Source organism: Methanosarcina sp. UBA5 (assembly GCF_002505485.1).
Lineage (GTDB): Archaea > Halobacteriota > Methanosarcinia > Methanosarcinales > Methanosarcinaceae > Methanosarcina.
In genome coordinates, this window is record NZ_DAVG01000033.1 from 15,630 (window position 1) to 36,445 (window position 20,816).

19 protein-coding genes and 1 pseudogene are annotated in these 20,816 nt (G+C 39.2%); 8 read left to right on the forward strand and 12 right to left on the reverse strand.

What is annotated here, in order from left to right:
* Window positions 1-44: 44 nt before the first annotated feature.
* On the forward strand, window positions 45-275 hold the full coding sequence (locus BP621_RS03215; RefSeq protein ID WP_292387922.1) for a cytochrome b5 domain-containing protein: 231 nt from the start codon (window positions 45-47) through the stop codon (window positions 273-275).
* 401 nt (window positions 276-676) lie between these two features.
* Complete coding sequence (locus BP621_RS03220) at window positions 677-1,225, forward strand: adenylate kinase family protein (protein WP_292387923.1); 549 nt, start codon at window positions 677-679, stop codon at window positions 1,223-1,225.
* Window positions 1,226-1,353: 128 nt separating this feature from the next.
* On the opposite strand, the gene BP621_RS03225 is transcribed toward BP621_RS03220, so the two are convergent.
* The 5 genes from BP621_RS03225 to BP621_RS03245 form a co-directional block, all read right to left on the reverse strand.
* The gene (locus BP621_RS03225; protein ID WP_292387924.1) at window positions 1,354-1,572 is read right to left on the reverse strand and encodes an Ig-like domain-containing protein; all 219 of its coding nucleotides are present in this window, start codon (window positions 1,570-1,572) and stop codon (window positions 1,354-1,356) included.
* A 929-nt stretch (window positions 1,573-2,501) separates the two neighbouring features.
* Complete coding sequence (locus tag BP621_RS03230) at window positions 2,502-3,023, reverse strand: nicotinamide-nucleotide adenylyltransferase (protein ID WP_292387925.1); 522 nt, start codon at window positions 3,021-3,023, stop codon at window positions 2,502-2,504.
* A gap of 54 nt (window positions 3,024-3,077) precedes the next feature.
* Window positions 3,078-4,118: a F420H2 dehydrogenase subunit FpoF gene (fpoF, locus tag BP621_RS03235; RefSeq protein ID WP_292387926.1), complete on the reverse strand. Its 1,041-nt coding sequence runs from the start codon at window positions 4,116-4,118 to the stop codon at window positions 3,078-3,080.
* A gap of 93 nt (window positions 4,119-4,211) precedes the next feature.
* A complete protein-coding gene (gene mer / locus BP621_RS03240; RefSeq protein WP_292387927.1) occupies window positions 4,212-5,198 on the reverse strand; it encodes a 5,10-methylenetetrahydromethanopterin reductase in 987 nt (328 codons plus the stop codon).
* A 725-nt stretch (window positions 5,199-5,923) separates the two neighbouring features.
* Window positions 5,924-6,832 carry a TolB family protein gene (locus tag BP621_RS03245; RefSeq protein ID WP_292387928.1) on the reverse strand — a complete coding sequence of 303 codons (909 nt, stop codon included), beginning with the start codon at window positions 6,830-6,832 and terminating at the stop codon, window positions 5,924-5,926.
* 1,668 nt (window positions 6,833-8,500) lie between these two features.
* Between BP621_RS03245 and BP621_RS03250 the strand changes: the two genes are divergently transcribed.
* The 6 genes from BP621_RS03250 (at window position 8,501) to BP621_RS03275 (ending at window position 13,246) form a co-directional block, all read left to right on the forward strand.
* Window positions 8,501-9,397: a right-handed parallel beta-helix repeat-containing protein gene (locus BP621_RS03250; RefSeq protein ID WP_292387929.1), complete on the forward strand. Its 897-nt coding sequence runs from the start codon at window positions 8,501-8,503 to the stop codon at window positions 9,395-9,397.
* Between the two features lie 666 nt (window positions 9,398-10,063).
* Window positions 10,064-10,723 (forward strand): flavodoxin family protein, encoded by a 660-nt coding sequence (locus BP621_RS03255; RefSeq protein WP_292387930.1) that lies wholly within the window; start codon window positions 10,064-10,066, stop codon window positions 10,721-10,723.
* A 118-nt stretch (window positions 10,724-10,841) separates the two neighbouring features.
* Window positions 10,842-11,477 carry an archaeoflavoprotein AfpA gene (afpA, locus tag BP621_RS03260; RefSeq protein WP_292387931.1) on the forward strand — a complete coding sequence of 212 codons (636 nt, stop codon included), beginning with the start codon at window positions 10,842-10,844 and terminating at the stop codon, window positions 11,475-11,477.
* A 55-nt stretch (window positions 11,478-11,532) separates the two neighbouring features.
* On the forward strand, window positions 11,533-12,039 hold the full coding sequence (locus BP621_RS03265) for a ferritin family protein (RefSeq protein WP_292387932.1): 507 nt from the start codon (window positions 11,533-11,535) through the stop codon (window positions 12,037-12,039).
* Between the two features lie 476 nt (window positions 12,040-12,515).
* A complete protein-coding gene (locus tag BP621_RS03270; RefSeq protein ID WP_292387934.1) occupies window positions 12,516-12,653 on the forward strand; it encodes a hypothetical protein in 138 nt (45 codons plus the stop codon).
* A gap of 464 nt (window positions 12,654-13,117) precedes the next feature.
* Window positions 13,118-13,246 (forward strand): hypothetical protein, encoded by a 129-nt coding sequence (locus BP621_RS03275; protein WP_292387935.1) that lies wholly within the window; start codon window positions 13,118-13,120, stop codon window positions 13,244-13,246.
* A gap of 200 nt (window positions 13,247-13,446) precedes the next feature.
* Here the strand turns inward: BP621_RS03275 and BP621_RS03280 are convergent, their stop codons facing one another.
* The 7 genes and pseudogenes from BP621_RS03280 to BP621_RS03310 all read right to left on the reverse strand — a co-directional run.
* Window positions 13,447-14,022 (reverse strand): cyclase family protein, encoded by a 576-nt coding sequence (locus BP621_RS03280; RefSeq protein ID WP_292387936.1) that lies wholly within the window; start codon window positions 14,020-14,022, stop codon window positions 13,447-13,449.
* A gap of 199 nt (window positions 14,023-14,221) precedes the next feature.
* A complete protein-coding gene (locus BP621_RS03285; protein ID WP_292387937.1) occupies window positions 14,222-15,214 on the reverse strand; it encodes an isocitrate/isopropylmalate dehydrogenase family protein in 993 nt (330 codons plus the stop codon).
* 64 nt (window positions 15,215-15,278) lie between these two features.
* A complete protein-coding gene (locus BP621_RS03290) occupies window positions 15,279-15,839 on the reverse strand; it encodes a manganese efflux pump MntP family protein (RefSeq protein WP_292387938.1) in 561 nt (186 codons plus the stop codon).
* Between the two features lie 325 nt (window positions 15,840-16,164).
* Entirely contained in the window at window positions 16,165-16,566 is a 402-nt protein-coding gene (locus BP621_RS03295) for a hypothetical protein (RefSeq protein ID WP_292387939.1), read from the reverse strand.
* 1,088 nt (window positions 16,567-17,654) lie between these two features.
* Window positions 17,655-18,533 carry a DUF7714 family protein gene (locus tag BP621_RS03300; RefSeq protein ID WP_292387941.1) on the reverse strand — a complete coding sequence of 293 codons (879 nt, stop codon included), beginning with the start codon at window positions 18,531-18,533 and terminating at the stop codon, window positions 17,655-17,657.
* A 150-nt stretch (window positions 18,534-18,683) separates the two neighbouring features.
* Window positions 18,684-19,181, reverse strand: coding sequence for a homoaconitase small subunit (hacB, locus tag BP621_RS03305; protein WP_292387942.1), 498 nt, complete (start codon window positions 19,179-19,181; stop codon window positions 18,684-18,686).
* Window positions 19,182-19,366: 185 nt separating this feature from the next.
* Window positions 19,367-20,816, reverse strand: a pseudogene (locus tag BP621_RS03310) (oligosaccharyl transferase, archaeosortase A system-associated); the annotation flags it as partial.

Sequence of the window (20,816 nt, forward strand, 5' to 3'; positions counted from 1 at the left end):
CTTTAGTCAGATGGGCTATTAAGATTAGAGTGGAGAGATCGAAAATGAAAGAATACACACTTGAAGAACTTGCAGAGTATAACGGTAAAAACGGCAAAATATATATTGCCTACCAGGGCCAGGTCTATGATGTCTCAGACAGCTATTTATGGGAGGGTGGTATCCACCAGGGACTTCACGATGCTGGAAGAGACCTTACTGAAGAAATGGACGAGGCACCTCATGGGCCTGAAATATTTAAGGACTATCCTGTTATCGGGACTTTGAAAGAATAAACTGGTTCGGACTTCGATAAATATCTGGATTAGAAATATGTTGTTGAGGTTATTTGCCCGAAAGGTATAAAACTGGTGTATTATGAAAACCTCGACTGATGTGTTATGAAAACTTCACTCCGAGATTCTTCTGTTCTGACTTCTTTATTTTCATAAATTCTATTTGACTTCTTGGCAAACGATCGTGATGTGAGATGCCTAAGAATTCTCAAGGTCTCTTTAGAAATGTTCCTTTTTATTGTTTTCCTATACTTTAGGAAAACCATTTAAAAATAACAGGTTAGGCTGCCGGGTTTGAAAAAGCAAAGGACAATATGTCTGAAGAAATCAGCAGTAGTTTCCTCAAATAATTTTTCAGGACTGCATTAAGTATAATTGATATAAATTTCATTCTTTTCTTTATGTTAATAGGACTCACCGGTACGCCTGGGACTGGAAAAACCTCAGTAAGTAAGCTTCTTGAAAGAAAAAGGCACTGGAAAGTAATCCACCTTAACGAAATGATCAAAGAAGAGCACCTTTACACCGAGATCGACGAGGGAAGGGATGCGGTTATTGCGGATATGGAACTTGTCAGGCAGCGCCTTGAAGAAATTGTTGGTGGAAGGGAAAATGAGGTAATAATTCTTGAGAGTCATCTTGCCCATTACATCGCAGATATCGTGATTATTCTCAGGGTATGCCCTCCTGAATTGAAAATAAGGCTGAAAGCACGCGGCTATTCGGAAGAGAAAGTAAGAGAAAATGTTGAGGCTGAAGCTCTTGATGTCATCTTGGTTGAATCTTTTGAATGGTGTAAAAAAGTTTTTGAAATAAATACGACAGGAATGAGCATCGAAGAAACAGGACAGAATATCGAAAAAATCATAGATCATATTTTAAGCGGTAGTGAAGAAGAACTGTCGGATTATAAACCCGGATCTATTGATTGGATTGATCTGGTTCCTTGATTATTGTGAATTAAGAAAGTAAAGAAATTGGTAAGGGAGATGGGGATTAGATCCCCGGAAGATTAACACTTCCTTTTCCCTTAAATTATTCAGTTACAACAGTCAGGGCAATCGCCTGAAGGACATTTTTAGCATCTGACTTTAATCGTAACGGTTGCACAATCGGTTTTTCCATCTTTACCTTTTATACAGTATTTGAAACTGTCAGTGCAAGATTTACTGCATTTTGCTGGTTTTGTGTAGCAGAACTTACCGTTACTCTCCATACAGACCTTGCCGCCCAGTTTGGTAGTAAAACATCCTGTAGATGTAACTTTAAGGTTGCATCCTTTGTCGTTACTTAGCACGTTATAACAACAAGATTTAGATTTACAGTTACATGTAAATGCATCGTTCCTTGCATCTGTTTTACACTTGTTCTTGTTGCATGCGGTGTCATATGCAGCAGCTGCTCCTGTCATTGACATGACAAAGAAGACTAGCGTAAAAATACATATTGTCTTGAATATACTTCTTTGCATTATATATCCTCCATAGTATTCACTCAACCATAAAATTTTCAAAGCTATTGATTTAAAATCAATTTTTACAGGTAATGAAAATATATTCTCCCGGATTAAACCCCCGATTTATCAGGAAGATATATTTTCATATGATTGAGTGATCTTTCTACACTATTTCTTAACAAACAGTTAAAAATTAAACTATTTGTTCTGAGATTTTATGTACCTTTCACTTTTCTAAAAAAACAGGTACTTGTCAATGTGTTTAGTTATAATATCGATTGCAGCAATTAACCTAGTATGTCAAATTAAGGTTAAATGTTAAAGCGTATTATCACAAAACATAGAGAATAATAACCCCTGCTTTTATGAAAAAGTTTTAAGAGTACACTAAATAGGAATATGCCTTTCTTTTATAAGAAACTTTCTGCAGTATATACTCAAGTTTAAACATTTTTCTCACTTTTTGAATATTTTTGTCCCAATTTGGTCCTAAACTATAACTAGTGCATCGATTCCAAATATCCTCAATAAAGTGCGGATAAACACAGATGGTTTTCAGTTCTTTATCGGCAGTGTGCTCATTTTTCTGTAAAATCATAAATCTCAAAACGTTATTGGATAAAATATTCCATCTCGGGAGATCAATTTTTCCATATAATACACAAAAACTTGACTTCAAATTTAAAGCAAATTTGCAATACTGCCAATAAGATGAAAAGGGAACAGAAAGAGACTTATTTCGACTGATTTCTTATTAAATTATAAAAACGTCATAACGAAGAATTGCTATCGCTGGCGGAAACATTCCTGAGGCGATTTACTCCATCTATTTCCTTGATCACTTCAACGACTGACTTCGGAACAAGGTGTTCCCATTTTTCCCCTGCAACCATCCGTCTCCGAATCTCGGTTCCTGAGTATCTTTCCCGGATATAAAGAGGAGATTCTTTTACACAAAATCCGGCTTCCCGGAAGAGTTGAATAACCAGAGGATTGTTCGAGTATACTACTTGAAAATTAGGTGTCCGGGACGCAACGTGATGGACCCAGATAGAGTTGTACCTGACGTCTTCAATGGGGAGAACATAGTGTCGGATTGGGAGATTTTCAAGCGCGTTGTACAGCATCAGCACTCTTTCCCCTGCCGTAAATGGGTCAGTTGATTCGTGACTTTTCTGAGCACTTCCTATACCTACAACCAGTTCGTCAACTTCTTCTGCAATCTGCTTAATTATGGCATGGTGCCCAAAGTGATACGGTTGAAAACGTCCAATATAGAAAGCTCGCACCATCCTCAATCTCAACCTCTAACCATACCTTGGTTATTTTTTCTCAATATATTATGATCAGACCGTCTCGTTACGGATTCCGGTCTCAAAGCTGAACTTTTTACAGACTTCTTTAAAGTGTTCAGCATTATTTTTGCGTTTCATATCAATAAGCTTTCCGACAAGTTCGAGGCCAGGCTTGGGATCTTCCATGATCTCCATTTCTTCACGAACCATATCGAAGTATTCCTCTCCGATATCTGTCCTTATAAAGACCGAGTTCCATCCATCCGGAGCACCAACCGAGCCTACAGAAATGTCGGCAAAAACTGAAGTGTAGTCACAGCAGTGGTGGCAGGGGTTTCGGGCATATTTGGCTACATCCTTAATAGGCACGGAGTGAACCTCGCCGTCATTGGTGTAGACCCAGAATTTACCTTTAGTGAACTCCATCCTCCTGACATCTTCGATCTTGACTTTCATAATCTCTGGAATAATTTTCTCAAGCATTACGTCATGATGGAAACTTTCCATACAGAGTAATCCAATTATAAGCACGATTTTTTCGCTTACATTCTCTCGGATTAGCCATGCAGAATGAGCCTGACAAGGCACTCCAACAACTGCAATCCGGTCATACTTTTCGAAGGCTTTCCTGAGAGCTGCTACAACTGGATCGGAGGTATACTTAGTTCCTCTTACCTTCTCAACATCTTCAGCACTTGTCAATAGAACTACTTCAGGCTCCCATTTTTCGTTTCGAGTAACTCCAACGGCGCAGTCGATTTTACCTTGTTTGAAAAGTGATTTAAGGATTCCGCTGGTTACTCCTCCATCCTGGCTGCCAGCATTGTCCTTGGACTTTGCGGCAAAAAACTTGCGCACATTTGCAAGTTCATTCTCAATGAAGCCGTCTACTACTGGACAGACACGGCTGCAGATTAAACAACCTTCACAAACTAGATATCCAGCTCCTTTTTCATAAAGGTTCAGAGCATTTGGATCACGAATTTCTGCCGCCTTCTTTACAGTTACAGCCCCTATGGGACATACGGCCTCGCATGCCCCGCAGGCTGCGCATACATCATGTTCAATGACTTCTGCAATCTTTGGTGGCAATAGTTCCCTCCAACACCTCGATTTGCTTGCCTTAAGACCAGATATTTAAAAGTATGATATGAAAAATTAAAAAATATAATAAGATGTAATTAATTACATCTTTGCAATGATTTCTTTGCCTATAAGCTTTATTGCTTTTTCTTTGTCAGGACCGATTGGAGATCCGGCAACAATCTGAGTAACCCCGATTGCCTCAAGGTCCCTAATTCTCTTCATGCAATCTTCAGGAGTTCCGCAAATAGAAAAGGCCTCGATCATTTCAGGGGTAACAAGTCCGCCCATAAGAGCTCCGAAGTTTCCCTTGGCAATTGCTTCACCGATTTGGCTCTTTGCTTCAACTGGAATTCCATGGCGCTCGAGAACAAGGTCAGGAGAACCTGCTACAATGAAGGCAACCACTACTTTTGCTGCGTTGACTGCTTTTACAGGGTCTTTGTCAATTGAGAAGCAGGCATATGCTGTAACATCAACTTCGCTCGGGTCACGACCGGATTTTTTAGCTCCTTTTTTAATCTGTTCGACAGCAACTTTGAAGTCTTTTGGATGGGAAGCATTAATAAGGACACCGTCTGCGATCTCACCGGCAAGTTCGAGCATCTTGGGACCCTGTGCACCCATATAAATCGGAACATTTCCAACTTTGAAAGCAAGCTTAGCGCCTGCAAACTTAATCATTTCTCCATTCATGGAAACTTTCTTGCCTGAGATGAAATCTCTAATCGCCTGGATTGCTTCTTTGGTGGTTGCAAGAGGCTTTTCCCATGAAATTCCCATGGCATCGAAAGTTGCCTTGTCCCCAGGTCCAAGGCCAAGAACTGCCCTGCCGCCTGAGATCTCAGAAATTGAGGCAATGCTGGATGCAGTAATAGCGGGGTTTCTGGTGTAAGAGTTTGTAACACCGGAACCGATCTTGATACTGTTTGTATTCAGAGCGAGAACGGTAAGTGTGGAGTACACATCACGGTTGTTGTAGTGGTCAGTGATCCAGACATAGTCGAATCCCTGCTGTTCTGAGAGCTTTGCATAATAAGCGATCTTTAAGGCGGGATCGCTCGGCACAAATTCGATTCCGAACTTCATCTCAAATTACTCCTGATTACTATCTATTAGATAAATGGGTCCGTTTTTTGTCCCCAAAATATTTCTTTTGAATTAATAATTAATATCCATTACAATAGATATTAATTACGAACCTTAACTGGATTCACATAACAGTATTTAAGAGCCTATATATAATTAACTGTATTAAACAAATTATATATAGATACCATGATAATACCTCTCCTCCGTTTTTCCTCATAATGGATTCCTTTTCAAGTTTGGTTCATTCAAGAAATATAACCCGTTCCTAGGGTCTTTTCCATAAACTGGCATCCGCAACCGCAATTTCCAATTCTACTGGTCTGAACCATCAGACAGAAATCGTTTGCTCCAAAGAAACGATTTCTTCAAAGCTAGCAAAAGATTTATATTGGAAAACGACGAGCGACAAAATTTCCGCAGGTTTCATGTGGATATTTCCTGAAGCTAAAGATAGTAAAACTAAAATACTAAAGAACAGTGCAGGTGGACTTGTCAAGTGATTCGATTTCAGATTACAGGAATTAAGGAAGGCGCTTAAGGATATACAGTTTTTCTTAAAAACATTGAAAAATCGACGTTTATCTATAAAAAGTGCCGAGAAGGAGTGATAATTCTCCTCTTGAGCTATAACTTTTAAAATCTAAAGCAGCGAAATCATTACCTTTCTTCACTATAATCAGTTTACTCTTTATTAACGTGTTGATTCGTCACAAGTTATCCTGTCAGTAGTTCAACTTATATATACTGCCAGAATCAGACCACACTATAACGTTGCTGGATATAACCGGGGTTTGTGCAGTATTGCCAGAGGTCAACTGTTTGCTCTTTCCGGTATCTATGTCATATATGTACAGATCACCGGAATCTATATTTGCAAGGTCGTTGTGTTTCAAGTAAACAATCTTGTTGCCGCTTATGTCAGTTGAACCACCAGTATCGTAACCAGTCTTGTCATTTCCTGTTGTGACTTCTGTTTGTTGCCCGGTAGTAATATCATACATGCGGACATTGCCCAGTCTGTTGTAAAAGTCCGACCATATCACTTTGTCTCCATAAATATGTGAAAACATGTTATCACCATACTGGCTGACATCTATTGCTTTTTTCGTAGTAATGTCATATACGTAAATTTGGGGAGTGTCTCTGGTAGAATAAGAGTCATACGAGATTCTGTTAGCATAAATATCAGGATTGTTTCCAGTTGCTATTTTAGTCTGCGTGGATGTGGATATGTCATGCATGTAAACACAGGAATCTGCACTCCATACCATCCTGCTACCGTAAATAGCAGGAATGCTGCTATTGTCTACATCTTTTGTAATGTGAGATCTTGATCTGGTTTTTATGTCATATACTGTAAGCCTGGGGAATTCCCTGCTCTCGTCAAGCCAAACTAACTTATTGCCTGAAATTGCTGGATGAGATGCTGCGGAAGAATTAACCGTAGTTTCTTTTTTGGTTGTCAGGTCATAAACGTGAATAACACCATTATTTGTCCACGCTACTTTACCATCATCGATAGTAGGCTCAAATCCGTTTCCAATTTTTATATATTGTCCGGCTGAAACCACTGTCGATATCAGAATCAAAAATATAAGAACTAATGATGCCGAAAATAATTTCCTTTTCATTTTTACCCCACCACGTGCCGTTAATAAAGCCCGAAACTTTTCTGACTTCTGACTTATTATTACAGCACAATTCATACAATTTTAATTTATATGTGATAATTTGATCACTTATTAACTTATAGTGTTAGTTATTATATAATTAGAATTACTCCGCAATATATAATTATAGAAGTAAAATCTATTCTAATCTTACTTGCATATCAATGTTCATTGGATTTAACTACTTTTTTGTTTTAGGAATTGAGGCTAGGAAGACCTGGGGCTGCCTCGAGTAGACTCTTCCACATAGTGCCAGGCGAGAAGGAAGTAAACTTCCGCTACATATAGGTACATTATATCCTTGATGAATATGGTATAAAAACAGAGCAACAGATCAGTATCACTAAATCCAGTATTAATAAAATCAATATCAACAAAATCAACATCAAAAAGAAATCAAAACGGGTAAGATATTGTGAAAAATTAATATATTGGAGTTGGTTGTACAGCTTCAGCTTCCCTTGAACGCACTGATAAATTTCCTCATGATTCTATGATCTATTTCTAAACTTTAACAGGCACTTCCAAAGTCTTAACAATAAAAATATTTAGCCGAAAATGTATCCTGGAAACAAAATCGTCTTAGCAGTTAACTTTCTTTTTGCTTTGTTCCTCAATTGTTTCAATTCGAATTTTAACAAATTATTTTGACTCGCCAAACCCATATAATTTATTTAGAGCTTATTTTCCTAATCACTTAATTGATAAAATGAATTTTTTTGAGAGGTTTTCTTTATAATTATATAAATATCTAAAACTATCTGGGGTCGGGGGGATAGAAAGCCCAAAAACCTGAGTAATATACTAGCTTTTTGTTTTCTTCCGATAATTAGGTTTGACAAGTGCGTTTTTAAGTTTTATAGTCCAATTATAACTCATAATTTCTTTTTAATCTAAATTATCTATGTAATAATGCGATGTTTGATCCACAGATTATTCTTTGAAGTATAGAAGATCATTTTTAATATTCTAATTTGACAATTATTTAGATTCTTCTTGTATAATTCTACTTATCTGTTCCCTGTTCCTTCAACACTTGAAATATCCTGAAATATCCTGAAAATAATAGTGTAATTTATAAATTTATTTGATATATTACCAAAAATATTTTATAATAGGATCACATAACCAAGTATGTCAACTCAGAAATTCAATAATGATAAATCAAACCTTTTTAAAAAGGAGAGTTGATCTGGCTAAAGGCCGCATTAATTAAATAGTAGATATTGACCAGAAGGATACTATCCTGTGGTCAGTGGTAGTTTTGATTTGTAGAAGCCAAAACTTCTAGTTTCCGGCCACCTCCAGTAACTAATCCCTATAGTGATTGGAGAGTGGATACTCTGTGTGCAACGTGTCCGCCCCACTAAATCGCAGAGAACCGAATTGGATAGGTTCGAAAAATATTACGCAGACGTAATAGGAATCTGAATACCCGTATAGAGCCGACCTGATCAGGGAATTCTATTCAGAATTCAAAATCCCCTACCTGATTAGATTAGTTCGGAAAAGTAAGTATTACGAGTACGTAATATGGAATTTTGAAAAATATTTGGGAAAGAAGTACCTTACTGTATGTTTTTTGATTTCACTTAAATCCCTATAAAAATCCAACCCAAAGGTGATACGATGCAAAAAAGACAACTAGGAACCCTATTCCTGGTAACATGCCTTATTTTAACAACTGTACCGGCTGCGTTAGGCGCTTCGAGTACAAAGGTGGTAACTGTTGCCGGAGACGGAAGTGGAGACTACAATTGTGATGGAAAAGCCGATGACGTCCAGATTAACCAGGCGCTTGAATTTGCTGCCCAAAACCCGGGCACAACTGTCCACCTTAAAGGCCCGTTCACATATGATATAAGCGATTCTCTTAGGATCGGTAGCAACACCGTCCTTGAAGGAGATTCTGGTACAAAGATCAAGCTAGCCTCAGGATTATCAGTATGGGGTGGGCGTGAGAGCAGTATTGCAGAAAAGAAAGCCATGCTTATGATTAGAGGCAGTTCTGCAAGCGATGTTACAATAAAAGGCTTAACTGTTGATGGTAGCCAGTCCGATTATTATTCTGGTGTCAGGCTCGGAACCTCCTGTTATAACATGGCAACTATAGTAAACTGCAACGGATTAACAATTCAGGATGTTACGTTCCAGAATGGATGTAATGATGCTATGCTTATTTCACAATCCAGCAACGTAGTGATAGATTCCGTAACTGTAAACAAATGTGGACACGATGGTATATATGCCTATCATGTAAATGGCATTACAGTTAAGAATTGTAATTTTATTAACCGAACTAACTCGTCCGTTCGGCTCGATTCCGTTACCAACGGAGTCATGGAAAACAATGAATGTACTACTTCTGGTGGTGGATACGCAGGCCTGGAATTACAAGGAACTCTTAATAACATAGAAGCTTCTGGCAACTATTTCCATAACTTACCTGCCCCTGCAGTAGTGCACTTAAATTCAAAAGAAACTAGTGTAAATATCCACGATAATAGAATTGAAAACTGTGGATAAGAACTTTCTTAGTTGGAAAACTCTCAGTTCATCAACTGAGATTCAATCCAATTTATTTTCTTAAATATAAAGATCAGGAGTCAAAAATTGGCTGTTTTCCGGTGAACTTCTGGCTTCCATAATCTTGTACCAAAGATATCTAGCTTTTTTATGTCTCGATTAACAGTATTTTGTATTTCTTGTAATGATCCTTTTTGTTTGAAATCATCTATTTTGTTTGAAATTCCCTGTTTTGTTTGAAACCTCCTGTTCTTTTGAAACCACCTGTTTTGTTTCAATCCACATAGGTCCTGTTTTTATTCTCTGGAGTGCATTGAGTCTTCAAACGACTACTTCAGGACATCTCATACCTTATCAGTTTTCGGAGCTTACAATAGGTCAGCTTCTCAAAAACATCTAGATACACTTTTGCGGTGAGGATATTTTCAACATACCCTTGATTGGCATGGCAATTTATCTGAAAATGAAAATACTATCCTTGGACCCATAATAATCTGCTTACTACTTTCTCCGACCGCGTTTGCAGAAAACTTAATCTGTAAGGGAAAAAAATTAATAAATTCGAACATAAAATTACTCAGGCATAAAATTATTTGTCCGAAAGACATACTAGCCTACAAATATATTTGCATATATACGTAATTTTACTTATAATTTGGAGGGGACATGCAAGAAACCGAAGCCAAACCGATACGGATTCTCGGAATATCTGGAAGTCCCAGGAATATGGCAACTGATTTTCTGGTCCGGGAAGCGCTGAAGATTGCAGAGGAAAAATATGGCGCAGAAACCGATTACTTTTCCGCCAAAGGGAAAAAGTTGAACTTTTGCATCCACTGCGATTTCTGTATAAGAACAAAGGAAGGCTGCATTCACAAGGATGATATATCAGCCGAGCTTTACGACAAAATGATCTGGGCAGACGCCTGGATTATTGGAACTCCGGTTTATCAGGGGACGTTGAGTGCTCAGACCAAAACAATAATGGATAGATGCCGAGCCATAGTTGCCAAGAACCCAAAAGTTTTTTTAAACAAAGTCGGGATGGGCATTGCAGACGGAGGAGACAGGATAGGAGGGCAGGAACCGGCAATCCAGACGATCCTGAACTTTTATGTGATCAACGAAATGATACCTGTGGGGGGCGGCTCCTTTGGGGCTAACTTGGGGGGTACATTCTGGTCGAAGGACAAAGGGGCAGAAGGAGTTTCCGAAGATTCCGAAGGCATGAGGAGCCTTCGAAGAACAATAAAAAAACTTGTCCAGACAACTCAGCTTGTAAAAAAAGCTTCCTCAGGAATGGAATCCAAACCCCAGTCGTCTTAAACGCAAAAAGAAGAAGGCAAATAACGTAAACTTTGGAAAGATGGATTCTCAAAATTCAGGTTAATCAGGAAGAAAAATAATTCCATGATTTGACAGAACAATTTAAGGAGGAGTTGTTTTGGTAGAACCATTAAATAAGAAGATCAAGAGAATAGCATGGGGAATAACAGGCTCGGGAGACCAGATGATTGAAACCTATAGCATTCTGGTGGACATTAAGAACCGAACAAATGTTGAGACAATGGTTTTTCTCTCAAAGGAGGGCGAGACCGTGATGAAATGGTACCATCTCTGGGATAAAATCCAGAACGATTTCCCTAATTTCAAGGTGGATGCAGGCCCTAACTCCCCGTTCATTGCAGGCCCGCTGCAGATGGGATACTATGATTTCTTATTGATAGCCCCGGCAACTGCCAATACCGTGGCAAAAATTGTGTATGGGATTGCAGATACCCTTGTTACGAATGCGGTATCTCAGACTGCAAAAGGAGAAACACCTATTTTCATCTTGCCTGTAGACCAGAAAAGAGGGAGTGTCAAAACCTCTGCACCCAGCGGCAGAGCCTTTGAACTTAATATGCGCGAAGTAGATGTTACAAACTCGGAAAAACTTGCACAGATGGAAAATATCAGAGTGCTTGCAAGTCCTTATGAAATTTATGATATCTTCGGACTTGAGTGGCCTTCTGAAGATATAATCCTGAAAGTGAAAGAACGAAAAAAGAAGAAAATTACGGAAGAAATCGGAAAATAAAAACTTTAAAATAGGGAAATCTGAAAAGATGAGTTCTCAAAGGGGGTAAGAGGTTATGAAAGGTGCATATCAAAATGTAGTAGAGGAAGTAAAAAATCTTAAAGGAATTGAAGAAGCCGTAGCTCTGGCAATCGAGAGAGAAAAAGAGGCAAGAGACTTCTACCTTAGTAAAGCTGCTTTAATGGACAGACCGAAGTTTAAAGAACTCTATGTATATCTGGCAAATGAAGAGGTAAAGCATCTTCGCTACCTTGAAATATATCGGGATCAGAATGAGCTGCCCTTAACCAGTACGGAAGTTCCGAGTGGTCAGTCTTTTGCCCCTGAGTTTAATATGGGCCGCACAAAAGGTGGTGAGATCACACTTGGTGATGCAGGCATTCTTGTTGCAGCTCTAAGACACGAGAGAAAAAGCGAGGATTTCTATTCGGAAGTCGCAAAAAGGGTCGATGACGAAAGCCTGAAAAAATTCTTCGAGATGCTGGCAGGCTACGAAAGAGGTCATTACGAGTTAATTGACCAATTCCTGGAAGAGATTACTAGATTCCGAATGCAGACCTGAAAGTCGAAAGAAGGGGTGTATGGATGTCAAAGAAAAAGGTGGAATCGTAGACTCTCAAGCAATGTATACCGGGTAAGGACAATCTATTGGAACAGAGGGGATTTTACGGTTTTACTACTCCCTGATAGGCTATATAAAAAAGCATGCCTGAGATGAGATAAGCCTGGAGACCAGCTTGAAGCCGCCGCAAAAAAAACATTGATAGTAATTTCATCGCGGCTCTTCATTTAACATTTATTTTGTCCCAGCTCTCCATTTAACACTTATTTTACTCCAGTTCTCCATTTAACATTTTTTCCTTTTATCATTCTCCTTTTATCATTCTCCTTTTCTTGAAAACCTTCCGGAAAGGTTTTCAACCTCAATAGCCGTAGAGCCTGGAATTTTTTGCCGGATGTCTTTTATGAAATACTTTCACTTTGCTAGGCTGAGATTAATAAGTACTGAAGTAGTTTTTGGAAATAGAGGTGAATACAATGGAGGAAATATTCAAAGGATTGATTGAGCGTGCTCAGTACTATGAGCAGTTTGAAAGTTACAGGAACATAAATTCCTCAGTACGTTTTGGAGATTTGACTGAATTTAAATTAAAGGTTCCAGCAATGAGTATATAAAACCGGATTTATTAACTGTCAGTCTGAAAGTACTTGATTCACATATGCAAAAGCTGCGAATTAAAAAGCTGCGAATTAGAATGATGTAATATCTCTAAAGAACTGGACCGTTGAGAGGTAAGTTTCAAGAAAAAGTCAATTGAAGTGAATCTCAAGAACAGGTCAGAGAAATAAATCTCAAGAACAGGTCAGAGAAACAAATCTCAAGAACAGGTCAACTGAGATGCAAACTTCAAGAAAAGTCAGAATAAATCGGAAATACGAAGAAATTCTAAACAAAATTAAAGGCGGAGAGAAACTTATTTTTCAATCGGTTCCATTTAAACCTGTAAATTCTGTCCCAATTCCACAGGGTAAATTTTGAAGTCAATATTTTATAATCATTTTTGAAAACACTTGCCGTTCAAGTGGCAAATATTTATAGATGTGATAGGTAAATATCATATGGGTTAGGGGGAATCCATATGGACGAGTTTTTTGAAGAGGTCATTGAAAGGACCTATTACTATGAGCAGTTTGAACTTTTTAGAGAATATAAGCAAACGTTCCTGAAAAATCAGACAAGGAAAAGCAAGTCTGGAAGAAAAGAATAATCTATTGGGAAATTCGAAAAACAACTTGATAATGAACATAAAAAATAGTCAAACATGAAAACAATCAAACATAAAAAAGGAACTACGGCATATTTAAACCGGAAGGGCTTCTTGAAACCGGAGTGTTGCCCTTCTAACTTTTTGATATCTACTGTAATTATACACTTTAATGCTTCTCCTGATCTTTATTATGAAACATGTTATTCTTTAACAAGTATCACTCTCGCCGGAGTTCCATCTGTATCTATACGGAGAGGCAGACCTATGAATGTATATTCCCCTTCATGAATGCCGGCAAGGTTGAGTCCTAAAAACAAAGTTGTATTATTTATCAGTAGCTCACGGACTTCGTCATCCCCTTCAGGTTTTTTGACGCTCAGGTAATCAAATCCGAGGGTTTTGATCCCGGCATTGACGAGGTATTCTGCTGCGTCCATTTTAAGGTGCACATAATTCTCAAGGAATTTCACATACCCAAGGGTCGAGTTCCTGGTCTTGAGAAGCACTATCTCTTCAGGACTTACTTCAAACTTCTCAAGGTCTTGCCTGCAAATCCCATTTTCCACCAGCGTGAGATCAAAAACCCTGCACTTCCCATAAAAATGGTCAAGAGGTAGATCAGCAACTCCTTCTCTTCCATTCCGAAGATGCAACCTGGATTCTACATGGGTACCTGTATGGCTTCCCAGAGTCAAGATAGACTCGTTTACATTATTCTTCGGGATAGAGGCATACCTCTTAATAGAAGGTTCCGGCTTTCCCGGATATATAACCATTTCTTCCGTAATAGGCAATGAAATATCAAAAAATTGACGCAGAATGAAACCCCCATTCACTCGCTATCGATACATCAGAATTTAAGTGCAGTCATTTTAGATAAATATGTAACTGCGCCTTGTTATAAAGAAGGGTTTAAAACATTAAAAACTCTCCTCTGGCAAATTGATCAAGCCTCCGGTTGAACTGCATATAATGTTACATGTTTTCTACTATATATTCTGCAACCGCGTTTCCAACTTCCATTGTGTTAGCCGTTCCTCCCAGGTCAGGAGTGATTATTTCCTTTTGAAGCACATGGGCTATTGCCTCATCAATAATTTGAGATCGAGGTTCTTCCATCCATTCTAGCAGCATCTTTACGCAGAGGATTGTAGCAAGCGGGTTTGCAATGCCCTTTCCGGCAATGTCGGGTGCGCTTCCGTGTACAGGTTCGAAGAAGGCATATTTATCCCCTATATTGGCGCTCGGGACAAGGCCAAGACTTCCGACAAGAGCTGCGCACATATCACTCAAAATGTCTCCGAAGATGTTCGTTGTAACCACAATGTCATACCTTTCAGGGTGTATCATAAGGTTGTAAGCCATCGAGTCAACCAGCATATCTCCATATTCCACGCCGTTAGCACTGGCGGTTTGCCTGCAGACATCGAGGAAAAGCTTGTCGGATTTCAGGACATTGGATTTATGGACAATGGTCAGCTTGTTCCTTCTTTTCTTTGCAAGCTTACAAGCGTATTCTGCAATTCGCTCGGAACCTTTCCGGGTGACGACTCTTTTCGTCCAGGAGATTTCGGATCCTACTTCCTCAATTCCCGAATACAACCCTTCAGTATTTTCTCTGACAATAATAAAATCAAAATCGTTTTTACCAGTAACCCCGGTTATGCCGGGAAGAGGTTTTACAGGCCTGATATTGGCATACAGATCCAGTTCCTTTCGGATGGTCAGGAGCACGCTTTTGTAACTCGGGTCCGGCACAGTGGTAACTGCCCCAAAAAGGACAGCATCACACCCTTTGATGATTTCCAGATCGTCACTTGATATGGCAGTCCCTGTTCTTTCCCATCGGGTATAGCCAAGTTCTAGGGGAACTTTTTCAAACTCAAGCCCGAAAGCATCAAGAACTTTGACAGCAGCAGGGATTACCTCCCTGCCTATTCCATCACCTTCGATTACAGCCAGTTTCATATTAACTGCATCTTAGTTAGAGGTATATGAAGCTGGCGTAACTTTTTGAGATTATCAGGATATTTCAGGTCCAGAGCAGGTGTTCGGCAAGGATTTTTCCACCGAGCCCTATAAGGATAAGCCCTCCGATAATCTCGACTTCGTGCTCAAAGAAATGGCCTATTCTGTACCCCAGGATTGCTCCGCAGAATGACATGAAAAAGGTCACACATCCTATTATAATTGCAGGTTCGAGAATAGGCGTATTGAGAAAGGCAAAGCTAATTCCCACAGCAAGGGCATCTATACTTGTAGCGATTGCGAGCACCAGAAGCACCGAATAATTGAGAGAATTTATCTTTCCATCCGGGTCTCCGTAAAGAGCTTCATAAATCATTTTGCCTCCGATAAAGGTCAGAAGCCCAAAAGCAATCCAGGGAGCATAATTTGATACAAAGCCGCTTACCGCGCTCCCTCCAAGCCAGCCCAGCACAGGCATTAAAGCCTGAAATCCTCCAAAAAAGAAAGCTAGTTTAAGGGCATCCTTTAGATGAAAAGGTCGTATCGTGGTGCTGCTGGACATGGAAACTGCAAATGCATCCATTGAAAGCCCGAGCCCTAAAAGGAAATTAGTCAGGAAAGACATTAAGTGATTACTCCAGTTTCGTTTTATAAATGAAATTTTTCGGGATTAGATCTTTAGCGCATGAGAACGTTTGAGGATCGAAACCCTTGTGGTGTCTATGTGCCGCGATTATCACCTTTTTGATGACCCAATAAATCTGCAATTAGATTTAAAACTATGTCTTCGGTATAGGCGACTAATAAATATATTTTAAAAAGAAAAACTAAGGGATAGCCAGATCTGGTTACCTGCATGCAGGCCCAGGCCGAAAAATTTGCGTAACAGGATTAAAAACAACTGCTCTTAAATTTACTCGCTGTTATCTATGTATCTAATTCCATTCTGCTCATACCTTAATTTTAGAGTTTCCCTCAATCACTGATTTCGTTTTATTGCTCGATGTCTCTGACCCCACTTTTCTATAGACGGTGTATTTGCCAGTGCCATCATAAGAAATAGCATATTTATATTGATTTTCACTAAAAAACTTGAAGCCTTTTCTGTAAAATGCCGGATATGGTACAACACGTAATGGATTAATCGAATAGCGCTGGTATACATTGTTGTCTGCAAGATTTTTAACCCAATCAGGTATCACGTTCACCTGTTGATATTTCTCCTGAATATTGTGTCCAATGATTACGTTATAAGCAAGCGAAGCCTGCACTGCAACCGTTATAAACACTAACTTCAGCAAGAAAACCCCCACAACGAATCCAACAATCCACGCAAGCATGAGCAAAAACATAGTATTAACCCCTATACTTAATTTTTTGTGATCGGCTACCTGCCTCCGATTACATGAGTCACTTAAATCTTTGACGTTCCACTCAAATCCCCTTACTCTACGAGCGTTACTAGCAAATGATTCTTTGAAACTATCTCTCTACAAGATAATGAAGTTTTCCATTCAATAGTCCGATTTTCTAAAAAAATATTCAACACCTATGTTATATATTGATAACTAATTACCAGTTGACTACTTGAACTGATATACTGGAAGTGATCGGGATAAGCAGGAGTAAGGTTAATAAAATTGATTATAGTGCTTGTTCCATTCAGTAGGGGATAAAATGGAGGAATTCTGGAAATCTTGAACTTCTGGGCGGAAAGAAGGCGTTTGTCTGGGAATTTATAACAGTTTCTGTGAAATGTAGGGAAGGATGTAGAAGAGATGGTAAAGAATGAGATTACATAATAAATAGACCCCTCAAATGATGATTAGTTTTTTAAGGGCTATTAAGACTTATTTGCCCAATTAAACGTAGTGCGAGTCCCTTTCCAATTAAGGTACATTTATTAAACAATTTATTTGTTATTGAGGGGATTTAAGTGCCCCAATTAATTGATTAAACATCGTTTTTTCCTCGCTTTTAACATTTAATTTCGTATGGATGAAAATGATATCAGATACCTTAGTTATAAATAATCGTAAATTGTGAGCAAATAAATTTTTTATCGCGTTTATTTATTAATTTTAAAGATTACTATAGGTTATTTCTCTAAAAAATTGATTTTTAGAATGTACCTTTAGTGGGGAAATTCTAAATGCATATCTATTGTCCAAACTAAGCATTCTATATCCTTAGTTTTAACACTGATTTGGAAGGACCCTAAACTTACAATAATAAAAGTAGTAAGTGCTTGTGGGAACACTGATTAAAACGTAGAAACTACGATATGTTTTAAATGGCGGTTTCGAATGGAATACCTGCGTATTACGTGTTTTTGCGCTACTAATGCTTCGGATAGCTTATGATTTCGGTGTAATTAAGATAGCTTATGATTTCAACACAATTTATTTTGAAGATGATTGGAAAAATTGCCATTATCTTATCAAGGTTGTCTATTTAGATCCTCTGAACTCTGCCTGAGGTTGCTTACAAGTTTTCGAATAGCTTCAGCAACCTGGTACTCCGATGCTCCCCAGTGGACTACAGCTCCATCAAAACCCGAGATCTTTACAAGCCCTGAATTCTCAGACCTGCAGCAGCGAGTGATAAATGATTTTGAGGGTACAACTATTTCGGACTTGAAAGGACAGATGTTTATAAAGGAATAATCAAGTTCAGGAAAACGCATCTCAAAAAGAATCTTTGAAATCTCGCATCCTACCAGTAAGTGTCCATTTTCCGTGAGTACATCCGAATCCAAGCACTTGCCTTCTAGTCCAGACGCGCTACATGGAAAAACAGTATTTTTTCCTTCAAGACGCCTGAGGTCAATTACCTTTTCAGTAAACCTGACCTGGAGATCCCCGAAAATTCCGCTGGCTTCAAGCCTTCTCACAACAAGGGAAAGCCAGGAAGGATAAGGAGGGACAACATCAAGGATTTCGAGCTCAAGAATACTTGAAAGATCAGGCTCATGGACAAAAGTAACGTGTCTGTCCATACCTGTAAAAATTACCGTGTTCACTCTTCCTGTACAGAGTTTTTCTGCAGTCTCGATCAGGAGTGTACGGTCTTTTATATTCAGTTCCCTGTCATACTTTACCACCTCTTCTCCTGAGGCTATTGTTTCGAGAGCTTCAACTTTCCTGAGCAATCCCTCTCCGCTTTTTTTCATGTGATAGACTGCATATTCGTAGCCGCCTGTCTGAGTTTTCTTCCTCTCTGTAATCAGGTAGTCTGTCAGGAAATAGATCGGCTCCTCGGTGCCCGGGCAGAAGGATTCTGTTACGCCCACATGCTTATATTCATCAGGAAAAATCATAGGTATCGATTGTTTTAAATGATATTTTTGGGTGATCGATTCTGGATTACTATTATGGATTACTATTATTTTTAGTAATTATCAAATTTAATTCATTTTTGGTATGTTTCCGGTGGATTCTCGGTATATTTTGATATCCATTGGATCAAATTATTCCTTTTGCTCGTTCTGGATTTTTTTTCTGTGAGCTACAAGCCCGCCGTCAGCAAGTATCTGGAGTAGGAAATCAGGCAATTTATTCCCCCGGAACGTGCTTTTTCCTGGAACTGTAACCTCGCCTTTTAGCAGGTCAACTCTGATCTCGTCGCCTTCCTGGTACTCGATATCAGCTTCGATAAGAGGTAGCCCTACATTGATTGCATTTCGGAAAAAGATCCTTGCAAAAGATCTTGCGACAATACAGGCTATACCTGCATGTTTTAAAGCAAGGGGGGCCTGTTCTCTTGAGGAGCCGCAGCCAAAATTGCTGCCTGCTACAATAATATCACCTGGTTTTACCTTTTTTGCAAACACGGGGTCAATGCCTTCCATTGCATGAGCTGCAAAAACCTGCATATCCTTTGTCCGCAGGTATTTTCCGGGAATGATTACATCTGTATCGATATCGTTTCCGAATTTCCAGACTCGGCCTATTATAGGGTTTTCCATCACACTTCACCTGCGGAGTAGGTTTTTTTAATAGTATATCTAGATAGCGGGAAAATGAAGTAAAAATCCTGCAGATCTGGCTCAAAAAATAAGGTTAAAAACATAGAATCCAAAAATAACGACATAAGAAAAAGAAAGAGAAATAAAGGTGCAGGAGAGTGAGCAATCGCACACTCCGTACTGTTTTATGCCTTTACATCCTCTCCTTTTAATACGGCTTCTTCACTTACTTTCACTTCTTTTGTCGTATCGCCGTAACTCAATACATAGGGTCCTGAAGGTGCAGTGTCAAATTGAGTCTCGCCTGCAATCGGACCGCCTGTTGAATAAGGCACTGTAAATATGTATTTTCCCTGAGAGTCTGTAGTTGTTGACTGCGAATAGTCAAAGGTCCGTCCCTGCTCTGTATGAATTGTCGTGTTTATTTTTACAGTCTCATTGGGGGAGACCGTTCCTGTTATATTTGCACCTTTGACATATTCGAAGATTTTGACATAACCAGTATCTATTTCAGGGAGTTTGCCTCCGTAGAAGTAATTGTAAACCTGTTTATACCCGACCTCGTCAGTTTGGGAGGCTTCGGTCTCGTGAACCATACGGTAATGTTTCAAGCCGTTTCCGTCAAAAATATGTAGTTTTGCTTCCATGGAATTGAAATATCGGGTAGAAGGTATGCTCTGATATTGGTTGCCTGTCCAGTAAGCCTGATAGTACCCATCAGTATCAAGAGTCCAGGCAGGCATCGCCCCGAATATATCTGTGGCCATTCTGGCATCGGAAATTATGTAACGTGCACCCATCTTGTCAGGCCTTGGATCTACAGCTTTGAGCACGGCAGTTGCTTCTTTTTCGGATTGAGCCGTGAAAAAGGTTGCTGCACCTGGCTGGTTTGTCTCATTAATGCTTACCCTGCGGCCTCCTATCCCTGCCTGGAACGGATTCGCATTTGGCATCCTGTGTCCTATTGTCTCTATATAGTGCCCGTAGTCCCACCATGACATAACACCATATGCTGTATCTGGATAATTGAAAAGTTCTCCGTTTTTCGGGGCTTCATAAATGGCATTGTAGTCCATACCAGGATCCGGGGTGTTTGAGTGGAGCCAACTGCAAGCTTCCATCCAAGGACCAGGGGGGTCGTTTGAGCCAGTTGACTTTATCATAGTTGAATATGACATTGCAGATCCATATACTGGATAAATCAGAAATACCACTATAACCAGGACTGCAAAAACCTGATCTATTTTGACGAATTTTAACGCCGTCGGGATATCTGCAGGTGACTTTACACTACTTTTGAATTTCTGGTCAAGTTCATTCCATTTTACTTTTTCAAGTAACAGGCCTCCTAAATATGCACTCAGGATTGAAACATTTATTGAATAGTAATATGCAAAGCGGTTCTGGCCGTAAATTGCTAGGAGAATAAAGAAACTCCAGACAAGAACCAGGAATTCCTGGGGCTTTGGTCTTCTGAACAGGTTTGCAGCCAGAATAACCATCCCAAGCAGAGAAGCAAGAAATCCCGTTGTAGTGAAATTTGAAAAAGCTTTTGTTAGGGTAAAGACGCTACCACTGTAGAATATAGAAGTGGCTTCACCAATTGTAGAGGCTCCTCCCTTTTGAATCCCAAAA